The sequence below is a fragment of the Cytobacillus sp. BC1816 genome (assembly GCF_051353635.1).
GTDB classification, from domain to species: Bacteria; Bacillota; Bacilli; order Bacillales; family Cytobacillaceae; genus Cytobacillus; species Cytobacillus oceanisediminis_C.
The window spans coordinates 3,876,127-3,889,426 of sequence record NZ_CP195611.1 but is presented as its reverse complement, the minus strand read 5'-3'; the positions used below and the strand labels follow the sequence as shown (position 1 = coordinate 3,889,426).

Below are 13,300 nucleotides of genomic sequence, written 5' to 3'. Positions count from 1 at the left end.
TTGTGTGATGAAACGACTCGTCTCATTGATGTTAATAACATTATTAATGGCAACAATCTTTGTTCCTTCAGGATTTGCAAGAGAAAGCAGTGCAGATTTAGCGGATAATGTAAAATCCGCAATTCTTATCGAACGTGATACCGGATCGATATTGTATGAAAAAAATAGCGGTGAACAGCTTCCGCCTGCGAGTATGACTAAAGTAATGACAATGCTTCTAATCATGGAAGCTATAGATGAAGGAAAGCTGTCATGGGATGAGAAAATCCGGACAAGTGAGTATGCAGCATCAATGGGCGGCTCGCAAATTTTCCTTGAGCCGGGTGAAGAAATGACCACAAAGCAAATGCTGCAGGGAATCGCGATTGGTTCAGGAAATGATGCGTCTGTAGCAATGGCTGAGAGAATTGCCGGTTCAGAAGAAGCCTTCGTTGAAATGATGAATAATAAGGCAAAGGAATTAGGCCTGAAAGATACTAATTTCCAAAACCCTACAGGCTTGTCAGCTAAGGAACATTACAGTACTGCACATGATATGGCAATAATGGCAAAAGAGCTTCTTAAATATGAAAATATAACAGATTTTACTGGCACATATGAAGCTTATCTTCGTGAAGACACAGATAAAAAATTCTGGCTTGTCAATACAAATCGCCTTGTGCGATTTTATCCAGGAGTTGATGGGCTTAAAACAGGTTTCACTTCTGAAGCAAAATACTGTTTGACAGCAACGGCCGAGAAAGATGGCATGCGGGTAATAGCAGTTGTATTTGGCGCACCGACTTCCAAAGAACGCAATGCCCAAGTGACTAAAATGCTCGATTATGCATTCAGCCAATACAAGACACATCCAATGTATGAAAGAAATCACGTCCTTGGCAAAGCGGCAGTAAGCAAAGGGGAGAAGAAAATGGTTGAAGCCCTGACAAGCGAACCAATTTCCCTATTAACTAAAAAAGGTGAAAGCATTGAGGAAATTGAACAAAAAGTCACATTAAATAAAAATATTAAAGCACCTGTCCAAAAGGGCGATCAAATCGGGACACTAACCTTGAAAAAGGATGGAAAAGTTTTAGTTGAAAGCCCTCTGGTTGCTAAAGAAGATAGTAGGGAAGCATCATGGTGGACCCTGTTTAAGAGATCCATGGGATTATTTTCAAAAGCTGAATAAATGACCATTCATTTTTGTCGAAAAGAATCTTTATGTTAATTATTTTTAGCGAAAATGCACTAGTTTTGTCTCCAGGAAGGAAATGAAACATCATGCATCGAAATTGACTCACTATAAGGGCGGATACCGGAACTTTTGAGATTCCGGCTTATCCTATCCGGAGAAAGAGCATGGAGCATTAGCGGCTTTTTCAGTTGCGGATACCAGATAAGGAGGCTAAGATAGTGAGTCTTAACATTAATTTGGAAGTAAAGCATGATGTCTTATGTATTCGTTTAAGCGGGGAGCTGGACCATCATTCGGCAGATGAGCTGCGTGAACAGGCAACAAGGGCGATTGAAGATCATGACATCCATCACATTATTCTAAACCTTGAGCAGCTTTCTTTTATGGATAGTTCAGGGTTGGGAGTTATTTTGGGCAGATACAAACAAATCAAACAAAAGCATGGTGAAATGGTTGTTTGTGCGATTTCTCCAGCAGTGCAGAGACTATTTGATATGTCGGGTTTATTTAAGATTATCCGTTTAGAACCGACAGAAGAAAACGCACTGCAAAGATTGGGGGTTGCCTGAAAATGAAAAATGTGATGAACCTCGAGTTCAGCGCACTTAGCCAAAATGAATCATTTGCTCGTGTCACTGTTGCTGCCTTTATTGCTCAGCTTGATCCGACGATGGATGAACTGACAGAAATTAAAACTGTCGTTTCCGAAGCTGTAACCAACTCCATTATTCACGGCTATGAAAATGATCCTAATGGGACTGTCTATATTTCTGTCCTGATTGAAGATGGATTCATTGATTTGACCATTAAGGATCAAGGTCTTGGAATTATGGATGTGGAGGAAGCCAGGCAGCCGTTATTTACAACAAAACCTGAACTGGAAAGATCAGGTATGGGCTTTACCATCATGGAAAATTTCATGGACGAAATCGAAATCAAATCGCAGCCGGGGATAGGCACAGAGATCCGATTAAGGAAGCATTTATCAAATAGTAAAATGCTATGCAATTAAGGGAGTCTTGCTATGGATGTGGAGGTTAAAGCAGAGAAGGGCCAAACCTATTTAAAGGACAATGAAGTCAAGGAGCTTATAAAGCAAAGCCAAAGCGGAGATCAGGGTGCAAGAGACAAAATTGTTCAAAAAAATATGCGTCTTGTCTGGTCTGTAGTTCAGAGATTCTTGAATAGAGGATATGAACCGGATGACCTCTTCCAAATTGGCTGTATCGGCCTGTTGAAATCGGTTGATAAATTTGATCTCAGTTATGATGTGAAGTTTTCAACCTATGCGGTTCCAATGATTATCGGGGAGATCCAAAGATTCATCCGCGATGATGGAACGGTAAAGGTAAGCCGTTCATTGAAGGAAATGGGCAATAAAATCAGGAAGGCCAAAGATGAGCTATCAAAAACGCTTGGCCGCATCCCGACAGTTACTGAGCTTTCCGAGTTTCTGGAAATCTCTCCGGAAGATATTATCCTCGCCCAGGAAGCAAGCCGGATACCTTCATCAATACATGAAACCGTTTATGAAAATGATGGAGATCCCATAACGCTGCTCGATCAGATAGATGATGGCAATGAAGGGAAATGGTTTGATAAAATAGCTCTAAAAGAAGCGATCCGCGAATTGGATGAGCGGGAAAGACTGATAGTCTATTTGCGCTATTATAAAGATCAGACTCAATCTGAAGTGGCAGCAAGGCTGGGTATTTCCCAGGTTCAGGTATCGCGTCTTGAAAAAAAGATACTCCAGCAAATGAAAGATCGAATGGATATATAAATCCATCCGGTCTTTCTTTTTTTATTCTCAAAATAGCAAAGCATAAAGCTTTGAACATCGATAACTGTCTAGATCCCCCGCATTTGCTGCTTTTCTAAACAGCCAATTATTGGAGTTCATGAAGCTAATATATGTAACTCATACTAAATATAGACACAAAAGCGGAAACGCTCTAAATATGCGAACCAAGTTTAATAAAAAAGAAATCACTTTGTGGGAAGTGAGCGTTTTGGAGAAAACAGTTTATATTCGCTTGCGGCACCGTCTGCAAATACGGCCCAATGAGAAAATACTGCTTAAAGATATCGCACAGGTCATTGCTGATGATGATATTTATGAAAAGCTTTGTGCACTTCCGCTATATAAAGTAACCGAGCATGACAGGAATATTGTGATAATTGACGTTATGAAGGTAATTCGTGCTATTACCCAATTATTTTCAAACTCAAACCTGGAGGTCCAGTCGATCGGGCCGGCTCAATCGATAGTTGAGGTGGTTACAAAAAAGCAAAAAGTCTCATTCCCTCTTTTCCTGCTGGTTTGGCTGCTTCTGTTTATTGGTGCCGCCCTGGCAATTATGAATTTTCATGAAGATGTAAGTATGCAGGCTGTACAGCTTAGAATTTACACTCTCATAACTGGGGAAGTGGACAGAAAGCCCCTCATTTTTCAAATTCCCTATTCCATAGGCCTGGGGCTTGGCATGATCATATTCTTTAATCATGTTTTTAAAAAGCGGCTTAATGAAGAACCTAGCCCATTGGAAGTGGAAATGTTCAATTATCAGCTGGACCTTGATAATTATGTTGCATTGAAAGAAAACAAGGAGAGTATGAAGTATCTTGATGACCATTAATGTTGTTCTGGTAATGATCATTGGATTTGCGGGAGGGCTCGCTGTTGGTTCAGGGTTTGTTGCCTTTCTGGCAGTTTTAGGCATTATCCCGAGGCTGACTCAGCTGACCAAAACGATGAAAATGATCCATCATTATGAAGCTGCAGTTGTTATGGGTGCATTGGCAGGTGCACTGGCAACTTTATGGGATCCTGTGCTCCAGTTAACACCGCTGCTTTTAATCCCACTCGGACTGGCTTCGGGAATATTTATTGGAATGCTGGCAGCAGCTTTAACCGAAGTTTTGAATGTATTTCCAATCCTTGCAAAAAGAATCGGAGTGGATGGGAAAATTGCGATTTTATTAATGGCATTTGTATTTGGGAAGGTGTTCGGATCACTGTTTCAATGGATTTATTTTGTAAATAAATAAGCAATCGGCTGGGCATATTTAAAGAAAAATGAGGAATCGGAAAGGAAAAACCGCTATGGATGAACGGAGGCACGTCATTCTTATAACAGATGGAGACGATTTTGCAAGGAAGACAGTTGAGCTTGTTGCTAAGGAAATCGGTGGAAGATGCTTGTCCCTGTCGCATGGAAACCCTTCAATCTTAACCGGTCAGCAAATCGTCAAGCTAATAAAAAAAGTCTCGCATGATCCTGTGCTGGTTATGTTCGATGACAGCGGCTTTATCGGGGAGGGAACTGGAGAGAATGCGCTGAAATATGTTGCGGGCCATAAGGATATCGATGTTCTGGGAATCATAGCAGTTGCCTCAAAAACAAGGCAGGCCGAATGGACAAAAGTAGATGTGTGTATTGATAATAATGGCGAATTAACCCCCTACGGAGTTGATAAGTTTGGAGTTCCCGAGATGGAAATAGGCAGAATCAATGGTGATACCGTCTATTGTCTGGATAAGCTGGATGTGCCGATAATCGTAGGAATTGGCGATATCGGGAAGATGTCCAAAAAAGATCATTACAATGCAGGATCACCAATTACAAGAAAGGCAGTAGAACTTGTATTGGAAAGGAGCGGCTATTATGGCACAAAGGAAGACGAAAGAAGATAAGACACCCATTTTTGAATCCGTACATGAAATTGAAAAATATATGAAAAATAGAGTCGGCCTGGGAGAAAGCTTCGATCTGGGTGTCAGAAAGCTAACGATCTTAAGGAAGGATGTACATTTCTATTATATTAATGGATTAACGGATACGAATTATATCATTGCTATCATTGAGGGACTTGTTGGAATCAATGACAGTGAGAAACTTTCCGCTAACCTTTTTAAAATCATTGAAAACAGGTTGAGGCATCAATCAATTGAACACATTAAAACAATGGATGAGCTGGTCGATCAGGTGCTCTCAGGCCTAATTGTGGTTGTAGGCGAGGGAGAGGGAGAAGGGCTTGTCATCGATGTCAGAAGCTATCCCGGCAGAACCCCTCAGGAGCCGGATACTGAAAAGGTTGTCCGTGGATCAAGAGATGGCTATGTAGAAAATATTATAGTAAACACTGCCTTAACCCGCAGAAGAATTAGGGATGAGAGACTGCGATTTGAGATAATGCGAGTAGGTGAAAGGTCTAAAACGGATGTTGCCATTGGTTTCATTAAAGATGTGGCCAATAAGGATCTAGTTGATTTAATTAGAAAAGAAATAAAAGCCATTGAAATAGATGGCATTACCATGGCTGATAAAACAGTTGAGGAATTTTTACTAAAACAGGGCTACAATCCTTTCCCGCTGGTACGGTATACGGAAAGGGCGGATGTGGCAGCCGCCCATTTGCTTGAAGGGCATGTTATTGTTTTTGTAGATACTTCACCAAGTGTCATTATAACACCTACTACTTATTTTCATCATTTACAGCATGTGGAAGAATACAGGCAATCGCCAGCTGTCGGCACATTTGTCCGCTGGATTCGCTTTTTAGGTCTCTTGGCTTCCGTTGTGCTTTTGCCGTTATGGTTCCTGTTTGTTTTGGAGCCTTCGCTTCTGCCAGAAAGGATTGCGTTTATCGGACCAAACGAAGAAACGAATGTTCCTGTCATAGCCCAGCTGTTTCTTGCAGACGTCGGAATTGAATTTCTAAGGATTGCAGCCATCCACACACCTACACCGCTTTCAACTGCCATGGGCTTAATAGCAGCTGTACTTATAGGTCAAATTGCCATAGATGTTGGCCTATTTGTTCCTGAGGTCATTTTATATGTATCACTTTCGGCAATTGGAACATATACGACACCAAGCTATGAACTGAGCATTGCCAATAAAATTCTACGATTGTGTTTGCTTGTGGCAGTTGCCATTTTCCATACACCAGGATTAGTCGTTGGGCTTACACTAGTCATTCTCCTGCTGGCAAGCATTAAGTCTTTGAATACACCATATCTATGGCCGTTCATTCCATTCAGCCCGGTGGCTTTAACCCAAATCCTGATTCGCCGTTCCATGCCCGGTTCAAAGATCAGGCCGAGTATTGTCCAGACTAAAAATCGCTATAAGCAGCCTGTTAAATAAGAAATACGCGTAATGCCGATTGCGGAAATACAAGAAATATGGTAAAGTTTTTTTAATTAAATAAAGGATTAAAGGAAACAGAATAGACAGTCTCTTATGCAGCTGTCTATTTCTTTCATAAACTGATTAATCTCGGGGGCAGGGGCACTGGCTTAGCTCCTGTGGAAAAGGAAGAGGGGGAACCATGTTTTTTCACGGCACGATGAAAGTAAATGAAAAAGGGCATCTTGAAATTGGCGGAATGGACACAGTCGATCTTGCCGGTCAATTTGGAACACCTTTATACGTATATGATGTGGCATTAATAAGAGAACGGGCAAGGGGATTTAAGCAGACTTTCGATAAGCTTGGAATAAAAGCACAAGTGGCATATGCAAGCAAAGCTTTTTCTACAGTGGCCATGGTTCAGCTTGTTGATGAAGAAGGTCTTTCTTTGGATGTAGTTTCAGGCGGTGAGTTATACACAGCTCTTACTGCAGATTTTCCATCTGAAAGAATCCATTTTCACGGGAACAATAAGAGCAGAGAAGAATTGGAAATGGCTCTTAAGAATCAGGTCGGCTGTATTGTTGTCGATAATTTTTATGAGCTGGAATTATTAGAAGAGATTTGTGAATCTCATGCAGCCAGGACAAAAATTTTACTCAGGGTTACACCTGGAATTGAAGCCCATACCCATGACTATATCTTAACTGGCCAGGAAGATTCAAAATTTGGGTTTGACCTTCAGAATGGACAGGCGGAATCGGCTTTACAAAAAGCGCTGAATTCAAGCTGGATCGAAACACTTGGACTGCATTGTCATATCGGTTCTCAGATTTTCGATACAACAGGATTCATTTTGGCTGCCAAGAAAATTTTTGAAAAGATGGCAGAATGGAAAGAAAAGCATGCTTATGAACCTATAGTTCTTAACTTAGGCGGTGGTTTTGGAATCCGCTACACTGAAGAAGATGATCCGATTCATGCATCTCAATATGTTGAAGAAATCATTGGGGAAGTTAAGAAACAGGCTGAACATTATTCAATGAAGATGCCGGAAATTTGGATTGAGCCTGGGCGGTCCCTTGTGGGAGACGCAGGGACAACTTTATACCAGACGGGATCACGCAAAGAGGTTCCAAATGTTAGAAATTATCTGTCTGTGGACGGCGGCATGAGTGACAATATCAGACCGGCTCTTTATCAGGCTAAGTATGAAGCGGTATTGGCAAACCGGGTATTGGATAAACCCGAAGAGACAGTATCAATCGCCGGTAAATGCTGTGAATCAGGCGATATGCTTATTTGGGATTTGCCTCTTCCAAAAGCAGGGGATCAAGACCTCCTGGCCGTTTTCTGCACCGGCGCATACGGCTATTCCATGGCAAACAACTATAACCGAATCCCAAGGCCGCCTGTCGTTTTTGTTGAAAATGGAGAGGCTAAGCTAGTTGTTAAAAGAGAAACATACGAGGACATTTTAAGATTAGATCTGCCGATCAATGAAAAAATAAAAAATTAAGCTGCCCGCCAAGGCAGCTTAATTTATTAAGAAAAGAAGGCTTTAACAGCGTCTATTACACTCACAAAAAAACGCTTTAAGCTTTCTAAAAAACCTTGGCCTTCTTCACTTTCAAGGTACTTGGAGATTTTGTCTTTTGCCTGGTTAAGCTGCTCGCCGACCTGATTCCAGTCTATATCTAGCTCTTTCAGTTTGTTGAACAAATCTATTAAACTTAAAATCTCCTGTTCAGTCAAAGTGATGCCAAGTTCCTTTGCGGCATTTTCGATAATAGTTCTAAGTTCTGCATCGGTTTCAGGTGAATTTTTGGCAATTTCCTCTTTAATTTTGGCAATTAAAGCAGCAGCATTCTCGTTTCCGACCGAATCGCCAAGCTTAGCTGTTTCAACCATTTCTTCATTAGCCGCCTGCTTTACTTCTTCAGGGATTGTCTTTTCGGCAGAGATTTCATATGCTTTGATGATGCCTGTTAAGGCAGCTGTACCGGAAACATTCGCAGGAGCTGTTATATAGATTTTCGCATCTTTTACACCTGCAGTAATCAAGGCATTAATATACATTTCATCAGTAACCCAGTTGATATTCTTTGTCTCAACTTCAAGTCCGGAGCCTTGTTTTGCTATTGTGACGGCGGAAGAAGATATCGCTCTCGTGCCTATTAAAGCTTTAGAGATATAATTGCCAAGATATTTATGTTCTTCTTCATTTGAAACAGTAATGATGGTCGCATCTTTCGGAGCTTTCATTTCAGCCAGCAGCATATTTTTTTGTTCTTCTGATAGATTCTCTCCCAGGGTGACAATTACGTCACCTTCTGCCATATCGGCAAATGCCTGTATCGGTATAATAAATAATAGCGAAATAATGAATAGCGCAAGCATTTTATTCCATTTCATGCGGTTTCCTCCCGGAGCAATAATAGGTAAGCCATGTATGATTAGTCTCCCTTAATTATAATGGCTTCCTGTAAATAGACGATTCTTATGCGAAAAAGTTTCAATTCTTCTATAACTGAAACATTAGCTCAAAATGCCTATTTCAGCAGGCAGAATGGAATTATCAAAAAGAATAGTGTAAAATGAATGATAGTTTGTGAGTCATAGGATTTATATATAAATGGGGGCAGTAAGGAATCATGAAAAAAAGCAATTGGCTTCTTTTTATTTTATTGCTTGTGTTAAGTATCGGATGGGGACTGGTTTACTGGTTTTTTATAGTTTAGAGCCGTCTTGTATCAAAAAAGGCGCTATTATACGGTTTTTATTCGAAAATAGCAACATTCAGCATGAATACATATACTGTTATAGTAAGTTTACAAATATTAAAAAATGGGAAAAATAGTTATGATGTTTTTATTCAAATAATGAGGGATTAATATGCTAATTCGATATAAAAAATCATTTGAAAAAATTGCAATGGGTCTTTTATCTTTCATGCCTAATGAAAAAGACCTGAAAAGGCTGCAGCAGACGATGAAGCAATATGAAACAGAAGAAAATTGGCAGCTGTTTTTGTGGAAGGAAGGCGAAGATATAATTGGGCTGGTTGGTGTTACATCAAGTGATCAGACCATGGAGATTCAGCATATCTCTGTTAACCCGTCACACCGCCATCAAGGGATAGGCAAAACAATGATAAAAGCATTGGATGAACTATACCCTGGCAAAACGTTAACTGCAACTGATGAAACGGAATCTTTTTTAAACAAATGTGATGTTAATTAGGAAAAACGGAAGCACCTTGTCAACCTCAACAATCACGGAATGGCGTTTTTTGCCTTTTGGGGTGGGTCAGCTTGTGACATCGAGGGGGCAGGCTGCTTGCGCTGGACAGTTCTCGAGACTCAACATAATATACTTTCTTAGATTGGAAAAGGCAGCGAATAATTATTATTCCTGCCTTTTTTTTTGATTTAGGGCATCCAGTCTCTCTTTAATGACCATTGTTCTATCTCTTCTTTTATGGCGGTGAACAATTTCTTTATCCAGCAGAATGCTGTCAGAGCACCAGGCAAATCCCTTGGAGGAACACATATTCATGCATTTCTCCTTAAGCAGGCGGTCTGTAATTGGCAAATTAACGCTCGTGTACTTTCCGCCTTTTTGTATTAGATCGAGCCTTTCCTTAAGGTCTTTCATCAATTGATCTGCATTAATTCCCAGTGCCGTCAAATCTGCAGGACTGCACTCCAATATGGCGATTCCTTTGCGGAGAGTACGTTCTGCTCCATTATAATTTTCTCTGCGATGATGATAAAAAGAAACTGCCATGAGAATTAACCCAACCCATATAGAACTTTTATTGTTTCGATCGGTATTCTTCCAGTATTCCTCCAGTATTTCGTGACATTCAAAATAATCACGGTCACCATGAAAATGGACCATGAACTCGATATATTCATCAGGATACATACTTTCACTCCTTGACAATTCTTGTTTTAAACAAATAGGAAACTATAAGATTTTGAGCGTCGATTACTGTCTAGCTTTAGTCCCTATTCCCGAGAAGGCGATTGTGTTTTTCTTAATTTTAACATAGCAGAAGCGGTAATCAGAAAAATAAAAACCCGGCGATTTAGCCGGGCTTACAGGGGATGAATTTAAATTCATATATTTTGGCGCTTTTTGGCTGGTCCCTGCTAGGCCATTCTTTTAAAGGTCAGCCAGCAAAGCTTTGCTGTATAAACGCAACAATTTAGAAGCACCAGGAAGCTCCTACAATAATTAATAGGATGAACAACACTACAATTAAAGCAAACCCGGTTCCGCAATCTCCAAATCCAGCATTAGACATATAAAATACCTCCTGTATCTTTATTTCCATACATCGTATGTAGGCAATTGCCTGATTGATTGGGCGCATCAAAAAAATATGAAAATGAAATTGGGGTATTCCGGACATCAGGGTTATTTTTCTATTGGATAACATTAATGAATAATCTATACTAGATATAGTCTTTTGGAGTTTAAGGGAATTTATATTAGGAAAATTTGGTGGGTATTTATGCAATATGATCATTATAACGTAAAAATAGATGCATTCGAGGGGCCGCTGGATCTTCTTCTTCATCTTATAAATCGGCTGGAAATCGATATCTATGACATTCCTGTATCAGAAATCACTGAGCAATACCTCATTTATATACATACAATGAAGGAGCTTCAGCTTGACGTAGCAAGCGAATATCTTGTGATGGCAGCTACACTGCTGGCTATTAAAAGCAAAATGCTGCTGCCAAAGCATGAAGAGGAAGAGCTGGAGGATGAATTTGGAATGGAAATGGAGGAAGATCCAAGAGATGAACTCGTAGAACGGCTGATTGAATACCGTAAGTATAAGGAAGCTGCGGAAGAGCTTAAGGAGCGCGAGCAGGATAGAAGTTTAATGTATACAAAGCCGCCTGCAGACCTTTCAGAATATGTGAATGATTCACGGCAGGAAAAAGCTGATTTGAATGTAAGTCTTTATGATATGCTTGGTGCTCTGCAAAAGTTATTAAGAAGGAAGAAACTGCAAAGGCCGCTTTCCGCGAAAGTCGCACGTCAGGAGATTCCCATAGAGAAGCGGATGGCTGAAATTGTGGACCAGTTAAGGAATTTTAAGGGGAGGAAAAAATTTACCGACCTTTTTCCAATATCAGACAGAGAACATATAGTGGTCACTTTCCTGGCGGTGCTGGAGTTAATCAAGCGTAAAGAAATACTGGTCGAGCAGGACAGAAACTTTTCGGATATCTTTGTAGCTTCCATGGAAGGAGACAAATAGTATGGAGATTATTAATTGGAAAGGAATTGCTGAAAGCCTTCTGTTTGCAGCCGGTGATGAGGGCTTATCCTTAAAGCAAATTGCCCATGTTCTGGAGGTGGAAGAACTTCAGGCCCGTGAAATCATGGACAGCCTTATTGAAGACTACGGCAATAGCAGCCGGGGAATTATGGTGGTTGAACTGGCGGGGACTTTTCAGCTGGTTACGAAAAAAGAGTTTTCTTCGTATTTAAAAAAGCTGGTAGAATCTCCATCTTCCGCCTCCTTATCTCAGGCGGCACTCGAGACATTAGCAGTCATTGCTTACAGGCAGCCTATTACAAGGACAGAGATTGAAGAGATAAGGGGAGTCAAGACAGAGAGGCCTCTTCAGACATTATCGGCAAAAGCACTGATTAAAGAAGTTGGACGGGCAGAAGGAACAGGGCGGGCCTACCTGTATGGAACGACTAAAGAATTCCTTGATTATTTTGGTCTTAAAAGCATAGAAGAGCTTCCGCCGCTGCCGGATAAGATTAGTGAAGAAGAGGATTCATTCCAGGAAGAGGCAGATTTATTCTTTGAGAAGTTCCAGGAGCTAGATTCTTGAGTTTTCTGACACATTACATAGGAAGTGTGGTAAAATAGATTTATATTTTTCCCTTTCCTTAAAACAGCTGTCATACATATCATCTTAAAACCATCGGGGGAAATAGGAGGGTTTTGCTTGCTGATTAAACATTGCAGAGGATACGAGCTTGAAAAAGAAAAGCCGAACACTTCGGAAGACTTTTTTAACAGAAGCGAGATTGTGTTCGAAGAAGATGGGCAGGAGAAAACTTTTCACGTTTTATATGTCCGTTTCTTTGATGAATCCATGAATGAGTTCACACCCTATGAACAGGACCCAGTCTTCATTGCTGGTTCGAGAGAGGTGCAGTTCAAGGATCTTGTTGCTCTTTCATGTTTATTAAAGAACCCGGGTTTTAGGCATCGCAAACGAATTTATCTTAACTCAAAGGCTGATTTTGCATCCTATTTTCAGGATCTGGACTTTTCCAAGCTTCCCTCCATTTTTGAAGCGCTGGAGAATAAAGAATCCTTTGACCTGCGATCACCTTTAGATTTTATTGTTCAACCGCAGTAATAGCCAGTGTACAAATACGGGGGTGTAATGGATGGGGAATTCAATCGTTAAATCACAAATGGAAGATGTGAAAAATTTCCTCGGTAATAGCGTTGCCGCTTTTGAAGATTTCTTAAATAATACAACGATTAAAGATCTTGAAACAGAAAAGCAGGGAAATGTGAATTATTATAAAAGCATTCTTTCACATGTCAGAAAACTGCTTGTTTATTGTGAAGAAGGGCTTGATACCTGCACGATCATTTTAAAAAGTGACCCCTTCCAAAAGGGGGCTGCCGAAAAGACGTTATATCGGATTTACCATCAATGCATTGAAGAGTTTTTCTCTCCGAAAAATGATGCCTGGTTTGAGAATAGCCGTTCAGCCTATACTGGAAAAAACTCAATCCAATTCCATGAGGAAGTTCCTGACAGCCTAAAAACAATGTTCAGGCAGCTGGAAGGAGAGTTCCAGCGGATTCGGGAGGAACTTGAATATTACGAAACTGATTACCGGACAAAAATGATTCAATCAAAATAGGAATGTTGAAGAACAGCTGGCAGCTGTTCTTTTTTTGTGGGCGGGTTTACCGCAG

General features: G+C 40.5%; 17 protein-coding genes. 14 read left to right on the top strand and 3 right to left on the bottom strand.

All coding sequences use genetic code 11. From position 1 onward, the window contains the following. The first annotated feature begins 7 nt into the window (after positions 1 to 7). The 9 genes from ACR42H_RS19805 to lysA all read left to right on the top strand — a co-directional run bounded on the left by ACR42H_RS19805 (position 8) and on the right by lysA (position 7,834). On the top strand, positions 8 to 1,171 hold the full coding sequence (locus ACR42H_RS19805) for a D-alanyl-D-alanine carboxypeptidase family protein (RefSeq protein ID WP_113884463.1): 1,164 nt from the start codon (positions 8 to 10) through the stop codon (positions 1,169 to 1,171). A gap of 224 nt (positions 1,172 to 1,395) precedes the next feature. After that, on the top strand, positions 1,396 to 1,746 hold the full coding sequence (spoIIAA, locus tag ACR42H_RS19800) for an anti-sigma F factor antagonist (RefSeq protein WP_035330073.1): 351 nt from the start codon (positions 1,396 to 1,398) through the stop codon (positions 1,744 to 1,746). Between the two features lie 2 nt (positions 1,747 to 1,748). Next, the gene (gene spoIIAB / locus ACR42H_RS19795; protein ID WP_113884465.1) at positions 1,749 to 2,189 is read left to right on the top strand and encodes an anti-sigma F factor; all 441 of its coding nucleotides are present in this window, start codon (positions 1,749 to 1,751) and stop codon (positions 2,187 to 2,189) included. Positions 2,190 to 2,201: 12 nt separating this feature from the next. Further along, positions 2,202 to 2,960, top strand: coding sequence for an RNA polymerase sporulation sigma factor SigF (sigF, locus tag ACR42H_RS19790; RefSeq protein ID WP_009332823.1), 759 nt, complete (start codon positions 2,202 to 2,204; stop codon positions 2,958 to 2,960). A 229-nt stretch (positions 2,961 to 3,189) separates the two neighbouring features. Continuing rightward, positions 3,190 to 3,816, top strand: coding sequence for a stage V sporulation protein AA (locus ACR42H_RS19785; protein WP_436372765.1), 627 nt, complete (start codon positions 3,190 to 3,192; stop codon positions 3,814 to 3,816). After that, complete coding sequence (locus ACR42H_RS19780; RefSeq protein ID WP_113884466.1) at positions 3,806 to 4,228, top strand: stage V sporulation protein AB; 423 nt, start codon at positions 3,806 to 3,808, stop codon at positions 4,226 to 4,228. The genes ACR42H_RS19785 and ACR42H_RS19780 overlap by 11 nt, the downstream gene beginning before the upstream one ends. A 55-nt stretch (positions 4,229 to 4,283) precedes the next feature. Continuing rightward, entirely contained in the window at positions 4,284 to 4,874 is a 591-nt protein-coding gene (locus ACR42H_RS19775) for a stage V sporulation protein AE (RefSeq protein WP_113884467.1), read from the top strand. Further along, entirely contained in the window at positions 4,846 to 6,330 is a 1,485-nt protein-coding gene (locus ACR42H_RS19770; protein WP_113884468.1) for a spore germination protein, read from the top strand. Before ACR42H_RS19775 ends, ACR42H_RS19770 begins: the two co-directional genes overlap by 29 nt. Before the next feature lie 184 nt (positions 6,331 to 6,514). Continuing rightward, positions 6,515 to 7,834, top strand: a complete 1,320-nt coding sequence (gene lysA, locus ACR42H_RS19765) for a diaminopimelate decarboxylase (protein WP_436372761.1) — start codon at positions 6,515 to 6,517, stop codon at positions 7,832 to 7,834. A 26-nt stretch (positions 7,835 to 7,860) separates the two neighbouring features. Here lysA and ACR42H_RS19760 read toward each other — a convergent pair whose 3' ends face one another. Next, positions 7,861 to 8,730, bottom strand: coding sequence for a DUF1002 domain-containing protein (locus ACR42H_RS19760; protein ID WP_436372759.1), 870 nt, complete (start codon positions 8,728 to 8,730; stop codon positions 7,861 to 7,863). Between the two features lie 480 nt (positions 8,731 to 9,210). Between ACR42H_RS19760 and ACR42H_RS19755 the strand changes: the two genes are divergently transcribed. Continuing rightward, the gene (locus ACR42H_RS19755; RefSeq protein ID WP_113884471.1) at positions 9,211 to 9,558 is read left to right on the top strand and encodes a GNAT family N-acetyltransferase; all 348 of its coding nucleotides are present in this window, start codon (positions 9,211 to 9,213) and stop codon (positions 9,556 to 9,558) included. A gap of 165 nt (positions 9,559 to 9,723) precedes the next feature. Here the strand turns inward: ACR42H_RS19755 and ACR42H_RS19750 are convergent, their stop codons facing one another. Both ACR42H_RS19750 and ACR42H_RS19745 read right to left on the bottom strand, forming a co-directional pair. Then, the gene (locus tag ACR42H_RS19750; RefSeq protein WP_436372755.1) at positions 9,724 to 10,245 is read right to left on the bottom strand and encodes a DUF309 domain-containing protein; all 522 of its coding nucleotides are present in this window, start codon (positions 10,243 to 10,245) and stop codon (positions 9,724 to 9,726) included. 283 nt (positions 10,246 to 10,528) lie between these two features. Further along, positions 10,529 to 10,627, bottom strand: coding sequence for a YjcZ family sporulation protein (locus ACR42H_RS19745; RefSeq protein WP_113884473.1), 99 nt, complete (start codon positions 10,625 to 10,627; stop codon positions 10,529 to 10,531). Between the two features lie 210 nt (positions 10,628 to 10,837). On the opposite strand from ACR42H_RS19745, the gene ACR42H_RS19740 reads away from it, so the two are divergent. The 4 genes from ACR42H_RS19740 (at position 10,838) to ACR42H_RS19725 (ending at position 13,245) form a co-directional block, all read left to right on the top strand. Further along, complete coding sequence (locus ACR42H_RS19740; RefSeq protein WP_113884474.1) at positions 10,838 to 11,599, top strand: segregation/condensation protein A; 762 nt, start codon at positions 10,838 to 10,840, stop codon at positions 11,597 to 11,599. Position 11,600: 1 nt separating this feature from the next. After that, a complete protein-coding gene (gene scpB / locus ACR42H_RS19735) occupies positions 11,601 to 12,188 on the top strand; it encodes an SMC-Scp complex subunit ScpB (protein ID WP_113884475.1) in 588 nt (195 codons plus the stop codon). Positions 12,189 to 12,305: 117 nt separating this feature from the next. Next, positions 12,306 to 12,725, top strand: a complete 420-nt coding sequence (locus ACR42H_RS19730; RefSeq protein WP_113884476.1) for a hypothetical protein — start codon at positions 12,306 to 12,308, stop codon at positions 12,723 to 12,725. 31 nt (positions 12,726 to 12,756) lie between these two features. Then, the gene (locus tag ACR42H_RS19725; RefSeq protein WP_113884477.1) at positions 12,757 to 13,245 is read left to right on the top strand and encodes a YpuI family protein; all 489 of its coding nucleotides are present in this window, start codon (positions 12,757 to 12,759) and stop codon (positions 13,243 to 13,245) included. Positions 13,246 to 13,300 lie beyond the last annotated feature (55 nt).